Origin of the sequence: Streptomyces sp. CB02056 (assembly GCF_001905545.1) — a bacterium.
In the GTDB taxonomy this organism is placed as follows: domain Bacteria; phylum Actinomycetota; class Actinomycetes; order Streptomycetales; family Streptomycetaceae; genus Kitasatospora.
Map to the genome: position 1 here is coordinate 541,091 of NZ_LIPD01000007.1, position 18,671 is coordinate 559,761.

Here is an 18,671-nt window from a genome sequence, read left to right on the forward strand (position 1 = left end):
GCGGCGGCCGCATCGGGCGCGAGGCGAATGGGGTGGGCGGACGGTGTCGGGGCGGCGGAGCAGCGGGGTGCTGGCGATCTGGGCGGAGGCGCAGCGACAGCAGCAGCGCCGGGAGGAGGCCCGGTGGCGCGCCGAGGCGGCGGAGCAGCGCCGCCGGGAGCGGGAGCAGCGGGAGGTGCAGAAGGCGGCGGCCCGCGGCGAGCGTGAGGCGCAGCGCGCCTACCAGCAGTCGCGGGAGGCGGAGGTGGCCCGGCGGACGGCCGAACTGGACGCCCGGGTCGAGGAGTTGCGGGGGCTGCTGGCCGCCGGGCTGGCCGCGCCGGCCTTCGGCCCGCAGGCCCTGCTGGCGCCGCGGGCGGTGCCGCCGTTCGATCCGGGGCCGCTGGGCGAGCCGGTGCCGATGCCGGACCAGTCCTCGGCCCGGTACTTCGTGCCGCCGCCGGACCCGGTGCAGGCCCGCAACCCGGGGGTGCGGCAGCAGTACGAGCAGTACCTGGCCCAGGCCCGGGCCCGGTTCGAGCAGGACTGGTACGCCGCGCAGGCCCGGGAGGTGGACCGGCAGCACCGGCTGGCCGCGTACCACCAGGAGTACCTGGCCGGGGTCGAGCAGTCCCGCCGGCAGCAGGAGGAGCTGGCCGCCCGGACCGAGGAGCTGCTGCGCCGGCTGCGGGCGGGCGAGCCGGAGGCGGTGCAGGAGTACTTCACGGCCGGTCTGTACGCCTCGGCGGCCTGGCCGGAGGGCTTCCCGCACCGGCTGGCGGCGGCGTTCGACGCCGGGAGCCGGCAGCTGGTGGTGGACTGGGAGCTGCCCGGGCCGGACGTGGTGCCGGCCGCCGGCCGGGTGCGGTACGTGAAGTCGGACGACCGCGAGGCCGAGGTGGCCCGCCCGGCGACGGAGCGCAAGGCGCTGTACCGGGAGGTGCTGGCGCAGTCGGCGCTGCGGGTGGCGGTGGAGCTGTTCCGGGCGGACCGGGACGGGCTGCTGGACTCGGTGGTGCTGAACGGCTTCGTGCTCGGCATCGACCCGGCGACCGGCCGGGAGGCCGAGCGCTTCCTCTCCACCCTGACCGCCACCCGGGCGGGCTTCGCCGCCCTGGCGCTGGACCGGGTGGACCCGGTGGAGTGCTTCCAGGGCCTGGGCGGCCGGCTGTCGGCGCGCCCGGAGCGGCTGGACGAGGTGCGGCCGGACCGGCGGCCGGAGAGTGTCGGCGGGAGCCTGGCCGGGCACGGCGGCGAGGACGAGCCGGACCTGTTCGAGATGGACCCGCTGGACTTCGAGGAGCTGATCGCCGAGCTGTTCCGGCTGCGCGGCTTCCGGGTGATGACCACGGCCCGCAGCGGCGACGTCGGGGTGGACGTGGTGGCCGAGGACCTGGACCCGGTGACCGGCGGCACGATCGTGATCCAGGCGAAGCGCTACAAGAAGACCGTCCCGCCGACGGCGGTGCGCGACCTGGAGTCCACCGTCCGCCACCACGGTGCGATCAAGGGCATCCTGGTCACCACCGCGGGCTTCGGCCGCGGCTCGTACAGCTACATCGAGGGCAAGCCGCTGGCCCTGGTGAGCGGCCCGGAGCTGGTCGCCCTGCTCGCCGAGCAGGGCCTGCGCGGCCGGCTCGGCGGCGACGGTTCCTCCGCTGCCGCCTCGGCCGTCGCGAACGACCGGTCCGAGGAGGCGCGCGAGACCGCCCTCACGGTGAGCTGGCAGAGCCGGACGGCCGGCGGGGACGCTGTGGAGCTGGACGTCACCGCCTTCCTGTGCGCCGACGGCCGGGTGCTGAGCGACGAGCACTTCGTCTTCTTCAACAGCCCGCAGGACCCGGACGGCGCCGTGCGGCTGCACCCGACCCGCTCGGTGCCGGGCGAGCCGACCCGGGCGGCCCGGCTGGCCCTGGACCTGCACCGGCTGCCGGCCGCCGTCGAGGAGGTGGTGGTCGCCGTCTCCACCGAGGAGGAGGACCACCCGGCGCTGCCGCTCGGCTACGTGCACGGGCTGGCGCTCGCCGCCGCGTACGGGCCGGGCGCCGGCGGACCGGACGCCTGGGCGGGCCCGACCGGCGGGGTGCCGGACAGCGCGATGCTGCTCGGGGCGTTCCGCCGGGCTTCCGGCGGCTGGGAGTTCAGCCCGTCCGGGCGGGCGGTGACGAACGGCCTGGCCGGGCTGGCGGCGGCCTTCGGCGTGGCGGTCGAGTAGTCGGCCGGGCCCCGGCCCCTTCCGGAACCGTCCGGAACCTGCCGGGGCCCTTGGTCCTCAGGGTCCGGCGTCATACCTGAGGAGGAGAAGGCCCCCCGCCGTCCCGCCGGGTCGGCGGGGGCCGACCCTCCGCGTGGCATACGAATCGCATTCGAACAGCTTGGGATGATGTTACGGAGTTAAACATTCCGTTAATCAGCCCGAGGAGTCCACGTGACGTTCCCCGCAACCGCCGTCCACACCGGCCGCGCGGCCGCCCGAGCCACCAGCCTGAACAAGGTCTACGGGGAGGGGGAGACCCGCGTCGTCGCCCTCGACAACGTCAGCGTCGTGTTCCCCCAGGGCGAGTTCACCGCCATCATGGGCCCCTCCGGCTCCGGCAAGTCCACCCTCATGCACTGCATGGCCGGCCTCGACACCGTCACCTCCGGCTCCTCCACCATCGGCGACACCGAGCTCGTCGGCCTCAAGGACAAGCAGCTCACCCAGCTGCGCCGGGACCACATCGGCTTCATCTTCCAGGCCTTCAACCTGCTCCCCACGCTGACGGCCCTGGAGAACATCACCCTCCCCATGGACATCGCCGGCCGCAAGGTCGACAAGCCCTGGCTCGACCGCGTCGTCGACACCGTCGGCCTCTCCGGCCGCCTCAGCCACCGCCCCTCCCAGCTCTCCGGCGGCCAGCAGCAGCGCGTCGCCTGCGCCCGCGCCCTCGCCGGCAAGCCCGACATCATCTTCGCCGACGAGCCCACCGGCAACCTCGACTCCCGCTCCGGCGCCGAGATCCTCTCCTTCCTGCGCAACTCCGTGCGCGAGCTCGGCCAGACCGTCGTCATGGTCACCCACGACCCCGTCGCCGCCTCCTACGCCGACCGCGTCGTCTTCCTCGCCGACGGCCGCATCGTCGACGAACTCCACCAGCCCACCGCCGACACCGTCCTGGACCGCATGCGCCGCTTCGACGCCAAGGGCCGCACCAGCTGATCCGGCCCACCGAGGCCCGAAGCCACCCGTCCCCCGAGTACCCCCAGGACTGACACTCCCTCATGTTCCGCACCGCACTGCGCAATGTGCTCGCCCACAAGGGCCGGCTGCTGATGACGGTACTGGCCGTCATGCTCGGCACCGCCTTCGTGTCCGGCACGCTGGTCTTCTCCGACACCTTCGGCAACGCGCTGAGGACCCAGAACTCCAAGAGCTACACGGACGTCGCCGTCACGGTCGCCGACCGCGAGGCCCGCAACCTCAGCGACGACGACGGCGGCCGGATCGCCGGCCCGACCCTCACCGAGGAGACCCGTGCCAAGGTCGCCGCGGTGCCCGGCGTCGCCGAGGTCCGCGGCGTGGTCAGCGGCTTCGCCGGCATCGCCGACACCAAGGGCGCGCTGATCGGCAACGGCTTCTCCACCACCGGCACCAACTACGTGCCGGGCGCCGACGGCACCGACCCGCGCTACCCGCTGGTCGAGGGCCGCGGCCCGAAGGACGCCACCGAGATCGCGCTGGACCGCAAGACCGCCGACAAGGGCGGCTACAAGGTCGGCGACACCGTCCGGGTCGCGGTCAACGGCCCGGTGATGAAGCTCAAGCTCACCGGCACCCTGACCACCAACGACCCGCGCGTGGTGGCCGGCGGCTCGCTCGCCGCCTTCGACACCGCCACCGCCCAGCAGCTCTACCTGACCCCGGGCCGCTACGCCGAGCTGGACGTCAGGTCCAAGCCGGGCACCGACGACGCCGCGCTGCTCACCGCCGTCAAGCAGGCCGTCCCGCAGGGCGACTCCATCGAGGCGAAGACCGGCCGCGAACTCGCCGCCGAGCAGGACGAGATGATCCGGAAGGGCACCACCGTCCTGACCACCGTCCTGATGGGCTTCGCGGGCATCGCGCTGTTCGTCGGCATCTTCATCATCGCCAACACCTTCACCATGCTGGTCGCCCAGCGCACCAAGGAGCTGGCGCTGCTGCGCGCCGTCGGCGCCACCCGCCGCCAGATCACCCGCTCGGTGCTGATCGAGGCCGTGCTGGTCGGCCTGACCGCCGCGGTGACCGGCCTGCTGGCGGGCATCGGCATCGCCGCCGGACTCAAGTCGCTGCTCAACGGCCCGATGGACGCCAACCTGCCGGACGGCCCGCTGATCATCGCCCCGACCACGGTGGTCGCCGCGCTCGCGGTCGGCGTGCTGGTGACGGTGCTGGCCGCCTGGCTGCCCGCCCGCCGGGCCTCCCGGATCGCCCCGGTGGCGGCGATGAGCTCGGCCGAACAGCCCGCGACCCAGAAGGGCCTGCGGATCCGCAACACCATCGGCCTGCTGTTCTCCCTGGCCGGCCTCGCCGCGCTGGCCGGCGGTGTGGCCGGCAAGGAGGTCAAGCTGGTCGGCCTCGGCGCCGGCACGCTGCTGATCGGCGTGTTCGTGCTGACCCCGCTGCTGTCCCGGCCGCTGATCGCGCTGTTCGCCCCGCTGCTGCGCGCCGTGTACGGCGCCCCGGGCAAGCTGGCCCAGGAGAACGCGGTCCGCAACCCGCGCCGCACCGCCGCGACCGCCTCGGCGCTGACCATCGGCGTCACCCTGATCACCTCGCTGACGGTGATCGGCGCCTCGGTGAACCAGGCCGTGGACAAGGCCGCCGAGACCGACCTCAAGGCCGACTACACCGTCGCCATGCAGAACTTCTCGAAGCTCTCCCCCGAGGTCGCCGCCCAGATCGCCAAGGCGCCCGGCGTCAGCGTGATCAGCGCCGAGCGCAACGTCACCGTCAAGACCGGGCAGAACGGCGAGGACAGCGAGTGGATGACCGCGGTGGACGCCGCGACCATCGACCAGGTGGCCACCGTCAAGGTCAAGGAGGGCTCCCCGGACGCCCTCAAGCAGGGCAGGCTGCTGGTCAGTTCGGGCCGCGCCGAGCGCGCCGGCTACAAGGTCGGCGACACCCTCGCCGTCACCTACCCGGACGGCGCCAAGGGCTCGCTGACCGTCGGCGGCATCCTGGAGGCCAACACCGCGCTGGCCTCGGTCATCGTCCCGGAGGCCGTGGTCGCCCCGCACCTGGCGCCCGCCACCGGCCTGGAGAAGGTCCTGGTCAAGGGCACCAACGGCGCGACCGAGGAGCTGAAGCAGGCGCTGCGCGACGCGACCGGCGGCAACCCGCTGATCGCGGTCAAGGGCGCGAAGGAGATCAAGGCGGAGAACCGCCAGATGATCACCGGCATCCTGAACATGATGTACGGGCTGCTCGGCATGTCCGTGGTCATCGCGGTGCTCGGCGTGGTCAACACCATGGCCATGTCGGTGTTCGAGCGCCGCCGGGAGATCGGCATGCTGCGGGCGATCGGCCTGGACCGGCTCGGCATCCGCCGGATGGTCCGGCTGGAGTCGCTGCTGATCGCGCTGTTCGGCGGGCTGGTGGGTGTCGGACTCGGCATCCTGGTCGCCTGGGCGGGTGTGCGCACGCTGGCGGACAGCCTCAAGGACATCACCACCGTGGTGCCGCCGGTGCAGACCGTCGGCTTCCTGCTCGCGGCCGCCGTGATCGGCCTGCTGGCCGCGCTCTGGCCGGCCCACCGGGCGGCGAAGCTGGACATCCTGGACTCGATCAAGAGCCAGTAGTCCGGGCCCTGAACGGATGGAGCCCCCGGGGCGGTTCGGAAGAACCGGCCCGGGGGCTCCGTCGTGTCATCAGGCGAGCGTCATCAGGTGGACATCGTCAACCGGACAGCATCAAGTGAACCGGATCGGGTGAACCGGATCAGTTGAACAGCACCTTCTCGTTGTTCGGCTGCAGGGTGCCGGTGGTCAGCCCGGCGGCCGAGACCAGCAGCTGGCCGGCCGGCTTGCCGTCGGTGCCCAGCACCTCGGCGTTGACCGCCGTGGTCTCGTCCGGCGCGGTGACCTGGAGGCCGGTGAGCACGTGGCAGGTCGCGTCCGACTTGTCGCAGGCGCTCCACTTGAGGCCCGCGTAGCCGGACTTGTTGGGCTTCAGGGTGACCAGCACCGCGGGCCCGGGGTGCGACTCGCGGTTGGCCGCCAGCGCGTCCGCGCTGTTGTCGGCCTTCAGGCCGCCGAAGCCCGGGTAGCCGTACAGGGTGCAGTTGTGGCTGCTCTTGTTCTTGATCGTCAGCATCGCCGAGCCCGCGCCCTTGAGCTGCACGGTGGCGGTGATGTCGTCGCTCTTGCAGCGCGAACCGGCCGCCTGGCCGGCCATCGGGTCGCCCGGGACGGTGGCCCCGGCGGCGCTCGCCTTCGGGTCGCCCGGCTTGTCGTCGGTGTACTTCACGTCGTCGCACGCGGTCAGCAACACGGTCGCCGCGAGGGCGGCGACACCGGCGGCGACTAACCTGGCAGGCCTGCGAACGGTCATGTTCCCCCCATGTGTGGGTAATGGCATGGTGCTGTCACCCTAAGTACGAAGGTGGTGGCGCAACGGTTCCACTGGGACTGCAGTTTGTCAGAGCTGACCGTTTTCGTCGTCTTCCTGACTGGTTCCGACCGCTCCTGGCGAGAACTGGCTCCGCTCCTACGAAACCGCCCCGACCGGCGGGTGCCGGACGGGGCGGTACGGGTGGAGCGGGGTGGAGCGGGTGCTACGGGTGGAGCAGGTCGAACGGCCGGATCAGGCGGCCGGCTTGGCGGCCACCGGCTGGGCGGGCTTCTTGCTCCTGCCGCCGCCGAGGACGTTGAAGAACACCGCCAGGGTCGGGACCAGGTAGAGCAGCCAGACCACCAGCTGCAGCACCGTCGGGTCCGGCTGGAAGTTGAACACGCCCTTCAGCAGTGTGCCGTACCAGCTGTCCTTGGGGATGGTGCTGGAGATGTCGAAGGCCATGTTGTGCAGGCCGGGCAGCCAGCCGGCCTCCTGGAGGTCGTGCACGCCGTAGGCGAGGACGCCGGCCGCGACCACGACCAGCATCGCGCCGGTCCAGGTGAAGAACTTGGCCAGGTTGATCTTCAGCGCGCCCCGGTAGAACAGCCAGCCGAGCACCACCGAGGTGAGCAGGCCGAGTGCGGCGCCGATCAGCGGGTTCCAGCCGTCCCCGGTGGCCTGGACGGCGGTCCAGATGAACAGGGACGTCTCCAGGCCCTCACGGCCGACGGCCAGGAAGGCGGTGACCACCAGGGCGGTGGTGCCCATCGCGATCGCCGCGTCCAGCTTGCCGTGCAGCTCGGTCTTCAGGTGCCGGGCGGTGCGCCGCATCCAGAAGACCATCCAGGTCACCAGGCCGACCGAGATGATCGACAGCGAGCCGCCGAGCGCCTCCTGGGCCTCGAAGGTGAGCTGCGAGGAGCCGAACTGGAGCACCGCGCCGAAGGCCATGGAGAGCGCCACGGCCGAGCCGACGCCGATCCACACCGGCGGCAGCCGGTCCTTGCGGCCGGTCTTGACCAGGTAGGCGATCAGGATGCAGACGACCAGGCTGGCTTCTAGGCCTTCGCGCAGGCCGATCAGGTAGTTGCCGAACACGCGGGCTCCTGGGGGGTGTCGAGATGGTACGGGAGAACAGGAGGGGTGTCAGCCGAAGAGGGCCTGGCCCCACCACTCCCCCGGCTTGCGCACGCCCGCCGGGCAGGCGAAGTGGGCGGAGCCGACGTGCTGGATGTACTCGTTGAGCTTGTCGCTCGCCGCGAGCTTCTGCTGGAGCGGGACGAAGGCCTTGCGGGTGTCGCGCTGGTAGGCGAGGAAGAACAGCCCGGCGTCCAGGCGGCCGAGGCCGTCGGTGCCGTCGGTGAAGGAGAAGCCGCGGCGCAGGATCATCAGGCCGCTGTTGGCGTCCGGGTGGGCGAGGGCGACGTGCGAGGTCGCGGGCATCGCCGCGAGGTCCGGCGCGTCGTGCTCCTTGCCCTTGCCGTACGGGGCGCCCTCGCCCTTGGTGCGGCCGAAGGTGTCCTCCTGGTCCTTCAGCGAGGCGCGGTCCCAGGTCTCGATGTGCATCCGGATCCGCCGGGCGACCAGGTAGGAGCCGCCGGTCATCCACTCCGGGCCGTCGCCGGGGGCGGCCCAGACGTGGTCGGCCAGCTTCGCGCCGTCGGTGCCCGCGATGTTGTGGGTGCCGTCCTTGAACCCCATCAGGTTGCGCGGGGTCTGCTCGTCCGGGGTGGTCGAGGAGGTCTTGCCGAAGCCGAGCTGCGACCAGCGGATGTTGACGGTGCCCATGCCGATCCGGGCCAGGTTGCGGATCGCGTGCACGGCGACCTGCGGGTCGTCGGCACAGGCCTGGACGCAGAGGTCGCCGCCGCTGCGGGTCGGGTCGAGCTTGTCGCCCTTGAAGTTCGGCAGGTCGATCAGGCCCTCGGGGCGCTTGGCCTGGAGGCCGAAGCGGTCGACGCCGTCCTTCTCGAACAGGCTCGGCCCGAAGCCGATGGTCAGGGTGAGCCGGGAGGCGGGCAGGCCGAGGGCCTCGCCGGTGTCGTCCGGCGGCGCCTCCGGCGAGCCGGGCACCGCGCCGGTGCCGACCTCGCGGCCGCCGGTCATCGCGGCGGCCGCCTTGGTCCACTCCTTGAGCAGCTTGACCAGGGACTCCCGGGTGGCCTTCTCGGAGACGTCGAAGGCGGCGAAGTGCAGCCGGTCCTGGACCGGGGTGGAGATGCCCGCCTGGTGCTCGCCGTAGAACGGCACCTCGGCGCCGACGGGGGCGGCGACCGGGACGGCGTCGTCCTGCCGGGTGGCCGCGGCGACCGAGCCGACGGCGGCGGCGCCGAGCGCGACGCCCGCGCCGGCCCAGCCGATGACGGCGCGTCGGCTGACCGCGCCCCTGGTCCCGGTGGCGTCGGCGGCGGCCGGCGTCCCGTTCTGCTGCTCGTTCTCCGCGTCCATCGGCGGGCGGGCCCTTCTACTGTGCTGGACTTCTGCGCTGACCCGCGGAGGCCGTGGGGCCCGGATCGCGGGCCGCCACGGCGTCGGCGGGGTACTTCGGGGTGGGGTGGCCGGTTACTTGACGACCACGGCGGCGGCCAGCTTCGACAGCGGCTCGCCCAGCGAGTTGACCGCGTCGGAGAAGGCCTTGCGCTCGGCCTCGGTGACCTTGTCGTAGGAGGTGAAGGTGCCGTCGGCCTGCTTGTACTTGGCCAGCAGGGTGTTGATGGCGGCGAACTCGGAGTCCAGCGTCTTCGCCAGCTCCGCGTCCTTCTCGGAGGCGACCGGCTTCAGCAGCTCGTAGGCCTTCTGCGCGCCCTCGACGTTGGCGTGGAAGTCGGCCAGGTCGGTGTGGCTGTAGCGGTCCTCCTCACCGGTGATCTTGTTGGTGGCGACCTCGTCCAGCAGCTCCTTGGCGCCGTTGGCCATGCTGGTCGCGGTGATCTCCGCCTCGGGGATCTTCTTCTGCCAGTCCTTGAGGTCGGCGACCAGCTGGTCGGCGAGCTTCTTCTCGTCGTCGCCGATCTTCGCGTCGGCCCAGAGCGACTTCTCCAGCTTGTGCCAGCCGGTCCAGGCCTGGCCCGGCTCCAGCTTGTCCTCGCGGGTGTCGGTCTTCGGGTCGACGTCGCCGAAGCTCTCGGCGACCGGCTCGGTGCGCTCCCAGCCGGTGCGCGAGGGCGCGTAGAGCGACTTGGCCTTCTCCAGGTCGTCCGCCTTGATCGCGGCGGCGAAGGCCTCGACGGCCGGGATGGTGGCGTCGGCCTGCTCCTGGGCGTACTTCCGGTAGGAGTCGACGGCGGCGGCCAGGCGCGGGTCGGCCGGCGCGGCGCTGCCGCCCTCGCCGGTGACGGTGATCTTCTGGCGGATGCCGTTGCCGACCATGCCGGGCTTGCAGGCGATCTCGTACGAGCCGGCCTTGATCTCGGCGTTGATGCTCGCCTTGGTGCCGGGGCCGATGTTCTCGCGCTCGGTGACGATCTTGTCGCCGTCGCCGTAGACGTAGACCTCGGTGGTCTTGGAGCCCTTGTTGCTGATGTCCAGGACGACGTGGCCGGCCGGGAAGGTGGTCTTGGAGACCTCGCAGGCGGTGTCGGTCGCGTTCACCTTGACCGCGTCGGAGCCGCCGGCCTTGTCGTCCTTCTTGGACGCGCAGCCGGCCAGGGCTGCGGTCGCCACGGCGAGGGTGAGCAGCGCGGCTGCGGTGGAACGGCGACGGGCGGACATGCGGGCTCCAACGGGAAAGGGCATGGGTGTGCCAAGGCAGTGCGGCCGGCCGGGGACCAGCAGACCATCATTAGCTAAGGCATACCTTACGTAAAGACGATTTTCCGTCTACACCCACCCCCTGAACCGTTACCGTCCCGGTGTCCGGCGGGCGGCCGTCCTGCCCGGCGGCGGCCACCGTCCCGGCGGGCGGCTACCGTCCCGGCGGGCGGCTACCGTCCCGGCGTCCGGCGGGCCGCGGCCCGGGCCGTCCAGCGGCCCTCGTGCCGGCTGATCCGGATCGGGTGGCCGAAGGTCTCGCTGATCAGCTCCGTGGTCATCACCTCGTCCACCGGCCCGGCCGCCACGCACTCGCCGCCGCGCAGCAGCAGGGCGTGGGTGGTGCTCTCCGGCAGCTCCTCCAGGTGGTGGGTGACCAGCACGCTGGCCAGCTCCGGGTGCTGGTGGCGCAGCAGGTCCAGGCTGTCCAGCAGCAGCTCCCGGGCGGTCAGGTCGAGCCCCGTGGCCGGCTCGTCGAGCAGCAGCAGCCGGGGGCTGGGCATCAGCGCGCGGGCGATCAGGGCCCGGCCGCGCTCGCCCTGGGAGAGCGTCGTCCACGCGGCCTCGGCCATCGCGCGCATGCCGAGCGTGTCGATCAGCTGCTCGGCCCGCTCCAGCGCCTCCGGGGCCGGCTTGCGGTGGAACTCCGGCTCGATCGTGTTGGTGTAGCCGGTGAGCACCACCTCGCGCACGCTCAGCGGCGAGCGCAGCGGGTGGCGCGGGTTGACGTGCCCGAGGTGGGCGCGCAGCTCGCGGACGTCCACCCGGCCGAGCCGGCGGCCGAGCACGTCCACCTCGCCGCGGGTGGGGTGGGAGACGGCGCCGAGCAGCGCGAGCAGGGTGGACTTGCCGGCGCCGTTGGGGCCGAGCAGCGCCCAGTGCTCGCCGGGCCGGATCTCCAGGGTGATCCCGCGCAGCAGGTGGCGGCCGTCGCGCACGACGTCCACGTCGCGGGTGCGCAGCACCGGCCCGGCGAAGTCGGGGGCGGATGAGTTCATGGGACTCCGATCACGGTGCCGGGCAGGGTGCGGGCGGGGCGCCGCACGGGACGGTCCGGCGCCGTCCGTCCGCGTGCAGAGTACAACCGTCGAGTCGCGGGAGGTCGGGGCGTCCGAGGGGTGGACGCGCCAGAACCCTGTCGCCCGGCGGGAGTTGGGAGGAGGATGGTGCCCTTTCCGAGGGGGGACGAGGGGGGACTCGATGACCGCGGACGGGGAACGGGCCGCCGGCACGCTGCACGGGCTGGTCGAGGAACGGGCCCGCCGGGCGCCGGCCGCGGTGGCCGTGCGCTGCGGCGGGCAGGAGCTCACGTACGGGGAGCTGGTGGAGCGGGCCGGGCGGCTGGCCGCCGTGCTGGCGGAGCGGGGCCTGGCCCCGGGCGGGCGGGCGGCGGTCGCGCTGGGCCGGGGCACCGAGGTGTACGTGGCGCTGCTGGCCGTGCTGACGGCGGGCGCGGCGTTCGTGCCGCTGGAGCCCACCGCGCCGGACGCGCTGCTGCGGCACGTGCTGGCGGACGCCGCACCGGACGTGGTGGTCACCGAGGAGCGCCACCGGGTCCGGCTGGCGGACGCTGGCGGGGCGCCGCTGGTCTGCGTCGACACGGCCGCCCCCGCGCGGGCCCCGTTCGAGCCGCCCGAGGTCACCGCCGCCGACCTCGCCTGTGTCTTCTACACGTCCGGCTCCACCGGCCTGCCCCTCGGCGCGCTGATCGAGCACCGCAACCTACTGGCCGCGTACGAGGGCTGGCGCGAGGTGTACGGGCTCACCGCCGAGGACCGGATCCTGCAGACCGCGAGCCTGGAGTTCGACGTCTTCACCGCCGACTGGGTCCGGGCCCTCGGCACCGGCGCGACCCTGGTCGTCACCCCGTTCAACCTCACCCTGGACCGCGCCGCCGACCTCGGCGCGCTGCCCGCCCTGGTCGCCGCCGAGCGGATCACCGTCCTGGAGCTGAACGTCCGCACCGCGCGCCGGCTGACCGCCCTGCTGGCGCGGACCGGCGGCAGGCTGCCCGGGGTTCGACTGCTCACCGTGGGCGCCGAGAAGTGGTACCTGGACGAGCAGTTGGGCCTGCAGCGGCTGCTCGGCGGGGAGGCGAGGGTGCTGAACGTCTACGGGCTGGCCGAGGCCACCGTGGACAGCACCTGGTTCGACGCCAGGGGCACCGCGGCCGCCGAGGGCGCCGAACGGGTCTCGCTGGTCGGCCGGCCCTTCCCCGGCACCCGGGTGTACGTGCTGGGCCCGAACGGCACCCCCGCCAAGCAGGGCATGACGGGGGAGATCGCGATCGCCGGCGCCGGCCTGGCCCGCGGCTACCTGAACCGGCCGACGGACACCGCCCGCCGCTTCGTCCGGGCGGACTTCGACCCGGACGGCCGGGTGCTGCTGACCGGCGACCTCGGGGTGCTGCGGGCGGACGGCGTACTGGAGTTCACCGCCCGGGCCGCGACCGTGGTCGGCCCGCTCGGCGCGGAGCGGCCGACCGGCGTGCTGGCGCGGGTGCGGGCGGCGGTCCACGCGGAGGGCGCGCTGCGCGGGCACCCGGCGGTGCGGGAGGCGGCCGTCGTCTACGTGGAGCCGGTACCGGGGCGGCGGCGGCTGGTCGGCTACGCGGTGACCGATCCGGCCGTGTACGGGGCGGACGGCTGGTCGCTCTCCCAGTACCTGGAGAGGAAGCTCAGGGGCCGCCCGGTGCCCGCCGCCGTCGTCACGCTGCGCGAGCTGCCGCGCACCCGGGCGGGCAAGCTGGACCGCGCGGCACTGCCGCTGCCGGCCCCGCCGGAGCACGCCGCCCCGCGCTCCGCCAAGGCGGGCGGGCGGAGCGGCGGCAAGGGCGGCGGCAAGGCCGGGGGCCGGCGTTCCGGGAACGCGGGCTTCACCGGCGGCTGCGCGGCGGTGGTCTGCGTCCTGGTGTTCGCCTTCGCGGCCTGGGCGATGACCTTCGCGCTCTTCCCCGGCTCGACCGACCTCACGGGCGTCCCCTCCCCGTACCGCGGCTTCTTCCAGCTGCTGTACCTCTGCGAGAACCTGGCCTTCGGCGCCGGGATCGTCTACCTCACCATCGGTTTCGAGGCCGTCCTGCGGCTGGGCAGGCCGTTCGGGCTGTCGCTGCTGACCCATCTGGCGATCGCCTGGCTGCTGGTCAACTGGTGGCCGCAGGACAACCTCTACCGGCTCACCAGGGCCACCGACTGGCCGCGCGAGACGGCGATGGTGTTCGCGTTCAACGTCCCGCTGATGCTCGCGGCGCTGGTGCTGGTGCGCTTCGTGCTCTGGCGGCCGCCGGCCGGGAAGGAGTGACGGGACCCCGGCGGCTGCTCAGGCGCGCCCGACCCCGGCGGCGGCTGCTCAGGCGCACCTCGCCGGCGGCTCAGCGCAGCGCCTCGAACATCCGGGCCAGCCCGTGGTTCGCGGCGGCGACCAGCGCCTCGGCCGCGTCCAGCGACTCGGTGTCCGGCCCGGCCAGGGCGAGGCCGACGAAGGGCTCCGGCTCGCGGGAGGCGGTCGGGATCAGCGGCAGCAGGGTGACGCCGAGCCGGGCGCAGCGCGGCCGCAGCCGTTCCAGGTGGTCGTGCAGCGCGGCCTGGTCGAGCCGGGCGCCGAGCGGCATCGCGTCCAGGGTGCGGACCAGGTGGCCGGGGCCGCGCACCGCGTCGAGGCGGGCGCGCAGCACGAGGGCGACGGCCGGCCCGGTGAGCCGCAGGTTGATCTCGGTGGGGGCGAGCCGGCGCTCCCGGTCGGTGACGAAGTCGACGTCGTACCAGCCCCGGTAGCCCTCGGCGGCCAGCCGCTCCCCCACCGCCAGGGCGAACCGGCGGGCGGTGTCGGCGGCGTCCCCCGGCACCGTGCCGGGGCCGACGGTGACGCCCTGGTAGCGGGTGCCGGCCACCTCCATGGCGCCCGCGCCGACCGGGTGGACGGTGCCGTCCGGGCCGACCAGGGCGTCCTGGGTGAGGTCGCGGAGCCGGGCGGACGGGCCGGCGTCGACGTACTCCTCCAGCAGCACCTCCCCGTCGGCGGGCAGGAGTTCGGTGCGGACCAGGCGCCGCAGCAGGGCCCGGCCGCCGCCCGCGGCGAACAGTTCGGCGGGCTCCACCACGACGGTGCCGTAGCCGCCGACGCCGTACGGGCTCTTCAGCACCGTGGTCAGGCCCCGGACGGCGCGGGCGGTCAGCCGGCGGGCCGCCCGGCGCCGGCCGCCCGGGCGCTCCTGGTGCGGCACCCGGATGCCGGGGTGCCCGGGGGCGAGGGCGGTGAACAGGTCGTGCGCGGCGGCCTTGGACTCGTAGCGGCGGACGGCGGCCAGCTCGGGCCCCTCGCCCTGCGCGGCCGTCCGGCCCCACCCCACCACCGGACGGCCGGAGTCGGCGATCCTGGCCACCAGGGCGGGACGGTCGGCGAGGGCCTCGGCCACCGTGCGGTCCGGTGCCACGCCGCTGTGCACCTCGACCGGGCCCCAGGCCAACTCCCGGGCCAGCCAGTCGGTCCACTCCGGGGCGACCTCGGCGGGCAGCACCAGCAGCGCCGGTTCGGGGCTGTAGCAGGCGGCCAGGCAGGCGTAGTGGTGGGCGTGCCGCAGCCGTCGCAGGCGCTGCGCCGGGTCCATGCCGGGAGCGAGGAACTGCGCGTTGAAGTCCGCGACGTCGCCCACGTGGACCGCCGCCCGGCCGCCGGTCCAGGCCTCCACCCATCCGTCCATGGGGCGGAAGCGTAGAGCCTGGGAGGGCCGGCCGCCCAGTGTCGGAGCATCGGAGGCCGGCGGCAAGGTGTCAGAGCGCCAACAGCCCGGCGTCGGTGGGGCGCAGGCCGCAGGCGTCGAGGTAGAAGGGGCGCAGGTGCGGCTCGAAGTCGACGTGCAACCAGGCGCAGCCGGCCGCGCGGGCGCCGTCGGCGGCCTCCGCGACCAGCCGGGTGGCGACGCCCTGCCGCCGGGTGTCCGGGGAGACCGCGGTGTCGAGCAGGAAGGCGTGGACGCCGCCGTCCCAGGCGAGGTTGACGAAGCCGAGCAGGGCGCCGTCGGCGGTGCGGCGGGCGGTGACCCAGCCGAGGCTGTGCCGTTCCAGCCGGGCGAGCCGGCCGCCGGGTTCCACGGGGTGGCCGAAGGCCTCGGCGTGCAGGGCGTCGAGTTCGGGATCGGTGAGCGGGCCGCGCCACAGGTAGTCGATCGTCACGACGGCACTGTAGAGCCCTTGTTAACTTCCGATCATTTTTTATCGACCAAGGACACGACTTGGCAAAGTTATGACCTTTCCTCTAGCTCAATCTGACTGACCCCCGTCAATCTCGGTCGCAGCTCCTTTCCCTGCACAGCTACCCCCACTGGAGTCCGAGTGATCCCCACGTCCTCCTCCCGCCGTGCCCGCGTGGCCGCGGCCTTCGTGGTCGTCGCCGCCCTCGCCGGCGCCACCGTCCCGGCCGCCACCGCCTCCGCCGCCCCCGGCATGCGCGAGGCCGCGATATCCCAGGCCCGCGCCAACGTCGCCCACAACGCGGGGGTGTTCGGCTTCGGCGCCGGCCAGGACCTCGTGCTCAAGGACGTCGTGGTCGACGCCGACGGTGCCACCCACGTCCGCTTCGACCGGACCTTCCAGGGCCTGCCGGTGGTCGGCGGCGACCTGGTCGTCCACCAGGACGCCAAGGGCCGGCTCAAGGACTCCTCCCGCGCGGCCGCCCACGACGCCGCCGTGAAGTCGACCGTCCCCAAGGTGACCGCGCAGTCCGGCGCGGCCGGCGCGCTGGCCGCCGCCCCGGGTGTCAAGGATGCCGTCAGCAGCCCCGAGCTGGTCGTCTGGGCCGCCGACGGCACCCCCCGGCTGGCCTGGCGCACCACCGTCGAGGGCACCGGCGAGCACGGCCAGCCGGCGGGCAAGGTGGTCGTCACCGACGCCACCACGGGCGAGCAGATCGAGTCCTACGACGCCGAGCACCAGGCCGCCGGCACCGGGAACTCCGAGTACACCGGCACGGTCACCATCGACACCACCGCCGCGAACGGCGGCTACACCCTGACCGACCCGGTCCGCGGCCACGTTACCAAGGACGCCAACAACGTCGCCGCGAGCTCGCTCAAGGCCTCCTCCGGCACCGCGATCACCAGCACCACCAACGTCTGGGGCGACGGAAAGAAGTTCTCCTCCAACCGCACCACCGCCGCCGTCGACGCCCACGCCAACACCGCCTGGACGTACGACTACTACAAGAACGTCCACGGCCGCAGCGGCATCAAGAACGACGGCAAGGGCGCCACCGTCTTCGTCCACGTCGGCACCAACTGGGACAACGCCCAGTGGTCCGACACCTGCTTCTGCATGATGACCGGCGACGGCGACGGCACCACCGACCCGGAGCAGGTGGACCTCGACACCATGGGCCACGAGATGACCCACGGCGTCACCAGCGCCACCGCCAACCTGCGCTACAGCGGCGAGTCCGGCGGCCTCAACGAGTCCACCAGCGACATCTTCGGCACCATGGTCGAGTGGTACGCCAACAACAGCGTCGACAAGGGCGACTACCTGTTCAGCGACCAGTCCACCCCGCCGTGGCTGCGCCGCTTCGACAAGCCCTCGCTGGACGGCCGTTCGGCCGACTGCTGGAGCAGCGGCGTCGGCAAGCTCGACGTCCACTACTCCTCGGGCGTCGGCAACCACTGGTTCTACCTGGCCAGCGAGGGCAGCGGCACCAAGACCGTCAACGGCGTCACCTACACCAGCCCGACCTGCAACAACTCCACGCTGGCCGGTATCGGCAACGCCAAGGTCGCCAAGATCTGGTACCGCGCGCTGACCGTCTACATGACCTCCACCACCACCTACAAGGGCGCCCGCTCCGCCTCCCTGAACGCGGCCCGCGACCTGTACGGCGCCGGCAGCGCCGAGTACAACGCGGTCGCGGCGGCCTGGAGCGGCGTCAACGTCAACTGACGTACGTCTGTTAGTGGTTGAAGCCCACGTGGCAGTGGTCGTGGTGGGTGTCGTCGGTGAAGAACTGGTTGCCGACGCCGCCCGGGACCGCCACCGGACCGCCCACGTTGTACGAACCGGCGGCGGCCGCGTCCCGCATGAAGGACTCGACCAGTTGCCGGGACGTACCCGGGTCCACCACCGCCAGGCCGTCGATCCGCCAGACGTCGAAGGCCCGGCCCAGCGGATGGTCGCTGGGCCGGGTCGTCCCGAAGACGTCCAGCGGGTGGCCGGTCCGCACCACGCTCACCGAGAGCGTGTACGGGCCGGCCAGCCGCAGCATCGCCTCCAGCACGCTGTCGTGGACCGTGCCGCCGCGCAGGTCGGCGGCGGCCTCCGGCGGCAGCTCGATCCGGGGCTCGGCCAACACCCGGGCCACCGCGGGCGACGGCGCGACGGCGGCCGGGCCCGCGACACCCGGACGCAGGTCGGTGACGGTCCAGCGCGGCTCGGCCCGGCCCAGCCGGACGTCCACCGTGGTGCCGCCCTCGGCCACCGAGCCGTCCGGGCCTCGGGTCCACTGGCGGCACACCACCAGCACGCTCGCCGAGTCGTCGAGGATGCCGCCGTACTGGGCGACCACCACCTCCAGGCTCGCCTCCGACGCCGCCGGGGCCAACGGACCGGCGGCGTCGGCCAGCGCGGGCGGCAGGCCGAGCGCCGCCACCCGGGCCCGGGCCGCCTCCACCCCCTGCCCGCCGGGCGGCCAGGCGCCGAGCGCGGCGACCAGCTCGACGGCGCGGCGCTTGACGTCGGGCTGGATCTCGCCGGGGCCGGGCTGCCAGAGGGGCGGGCGGGGCAGCGGAGTGGGCGCGGGTGTCTCGGTCAGCGTTCCGGCCGGTGTCGCGGGCGTCGTCGTGCTCGGACTCGGCCCGGACGCCTGCGGCCTGCTCCCGCCCGTACACCCCGCCGCACCCAGCGCCAGCGCCGCCGCCGCGCCCGCCCGCAGCACCCCGCGCCGGTCCGGACCCCGGTCTCCACCCGTCATGCCGTCAGTATGCGGCTACGGCAGCTCCGGGGGCCGCAGGCCGTAGCGGCCCTCCTCGGTCCGCACGATCCAGTCGGACTCGCCGAGCTTCGCCCGCAGCAGCGCCATCGGGTACCTCAGCTCGTGGGGGTGGAGCGACGCGTCGTAGACCTTCCACAGGATCCTGTCCGGCGCGTGCACGCCCTCGCCCAGCTCGATCAGGCCGCGCAGCAGCTTGACGTCCGAGCGGTGGAGCCGGACCTCACGGCCGTCCACGGTGACGACCTGGGTGTCCAGGTCGATGACGAGGCGCCCGTCGAAGGCGGTCAGCGAGCCCTGCGGCTCCAGGACCACGCCGAGATGCCGGCGGATCCAGTCCGCCCCGGCCTGTTCGTCCACCGGCCGGGCGCCCGCCGCGTTCTCCTGCTCCACGCCC

General features: G+C 73.5%; 14 protein-coding genes. 5 read left to right on the top strand and 9 right to left on the bottom strand.

Going from position 1 to position 18,671, the window contains the following annotated elements:
- Positions 1-67: 67 nt before the first annotated feature.
- From AMK13_RS21275 to AMK13_RS21285, 3 genes are all read left to right on the top strand, one after another.
- Positions 68-2,194: a restriction endonuclease gene (locus AMK13_RS21275; RefSeq protein WP_241852980.1), complete on the top strand. Its 2,127-nt coding sequence runs from the start codon at positions 68-70 to the stop codon at positions 2,192-2,194.
- Between the two features lie 213 nt (positions 2,195-2,407).
- The gene (locus AMK13_RS21280) at positions 2,408-3,178 is read left to right on the top strand and encodes an ABC transporter ATP-binding protein (protein ID WP_049655792.1); all 771 of its coding nucleotides are present in this window, start codon (positions 2,408-2,410) and stop codon (positions 3,176-3,178) included.
- Between the two features lie 62 nt (positions 3,179-3,240).
- Positions 3,241-5,802, top strand: coding sequence for an ABC transporter permease (locus AMK13_RS21285; protein WP_074003649.1), 2,562 nt, complete (start codon positions 3,241-3,243; stop codon positions 5,800-5,802).
- 139 nt (positions 5,803-5,941) lie between these two features.
- Here the strand turns inward: AMK13_RS21285 and AMK13_RS21290 are convergent, their stop codons facing one another.
- From AMK13_RS21290 to AMK13_RS21310, 5 genes are all read right to left on the bottom strand, one after another.
- Complete coding sequence (locus tag AMK13_RS21290) at positions 5,942-6,553, bottom strand: DUF4232 domain-containing protein (RefSeq protein WP_158077734.1); 612 nt, start codon at positions 6,551-6,553, stop codon at positions 5,942-5,944.
- Positions 6,554-6,805: 252 nt separating this feature from the next.
- Positions 6,806-7,654, bottom strand: coding sequence for an iron uptake transporter permease EfeU (gene efeU / locus AMK13_RS21295; protein WP_074003651.1), 849 nt, complete (start codon positions 7,652-7,654; stop codon positions 6,806-6,808).
- Between the two features lie 48 nt (positions 7,655-7,702).
- Positions 7,703-9,004 carry an iron uptake transporter deferrochelatase/peroxidase subunit gene (efeB, locus tag AMK13_RS21300; RefSeq protein ID WP_049655800.1) on the bottom strand — a complete coding sequence of 434 codons (1,302 nt, stop codon included), beginning with the start codon at positions 9,002-9,004 and terminating at the stop codon, positions 7,703-7,705.
- A gap of 114 nt (positions 9,005-9,118) precedes the next feature.
- Entirely contained in the window at positions 9,119-10,267 is a 1,149-nt protein-coding gene (gene efeO / locus AMK13_RS21305; protein WP_074003652.1) for an iron uptake system protein EfeO, read from the bottom strand.
- Positions 10,268-10,479: 212 nt separating this feature from the next.
- The gene (locus tag AMK13_RS21310; protein ID WP_049655803.1) at positions 10,480-11,304 is read right to left on the bottom strand and encodes an ABC transporter ATP-binding protein; all 825 of its coding nucleotides are present in this window, start codon (positions 11,302-11,304) and stop codon (positions 10,480-10,482) included.
- Positions 11,305-11,506: 202 nt separating this feature from the next.
- On the opposite strand from AMK13_RS21310, the gene AMK13_RS21315 reads away from it, so the two are divergent.
- Positions 11,507-13,606 carry an AMP-binding protein gene (locus AMK13_RS21315; RefSeq protein ID WP_074003653.1) on the top strand — a complete coding sequence of 700 codons (2,100 nt, stop codon included), beginning with the start codon at positions 11,507-11,509 and terminating at the stop codon, positions 13,604-13,606.
- 70 nt (positions 13,607-13,676) lie between these two features.
- Here the strand turns inward: AMK13_RS21315 and AMK13_RS21320 are convergent, their stop codons facing one another.
- Complete coding sequence (locus AMK13_RS21320) at positions 13,677-15,005, bottom strand: hypothetical protein (protein WP_143204593.1); 1,329 nt, start codon at positions 15,003-15,005, stop codon at positions 13,677-13,679.
- 70 nt (positions 15,006-15,075) lie between these two features.
- A complete protein-coding gene (locus AMK13_RS21325) occupies positions 15,076-15,477 on the bottom strand; it encodes a GNAT family N-acetyltransferase (protein ID WP_074003655.1) in 402 nt (133 codons plus the stop codon).
- Positions 15,478-15,636: 159 nt separating this feature from the next.
- Between AMK13_RS21325 and AMK13_RS21330 the strand changes: the two genes are divergently transcribed.
- On the top strand, positions 15,637-17,229 hold the full coding sequence (locus AMK13_RS21330; RefSeq protein ID WP_074003656.1) for a M4 family metallopeptidase: 1,593 nt from the start codon (positions 15,637-15,639) through the stop codon (positions 17,227-17,229).
- Between the two features lie 10 nt (positions 17,230-17,239).
- Here AMK13_RS21330 and AMK13_RS21335 read toward each other — a convergent pair whose 3' ends face one another.
- Positions 17,240-18,256 carry a hypothetical protein gene (locus tag AMK13_RS21335; protein WP_074003657.1) on the bottom strand — a complete coding sequence of 339 codons (1,017 nt, stop codon included), beginning with the start codon at positions 18,254-18,256 and terminating at the stop codon, positions 17,240-17,242.
- Between the two features lie 15 nt (positions 18,257-18,271).
- Positions 18,272-18,667 (bottom strand): response regulator transcription factor, encoded by a 396-nt coding sequence (locus AMK13_RS21340; RefSeq protein WP_074003658.1) that lies wholly within the window; start codon positions 18,665-18,667, stop codon positions 18,272-18,274.
- Positions 18,668-18,671: the final 4 nt, after the last annotated feature.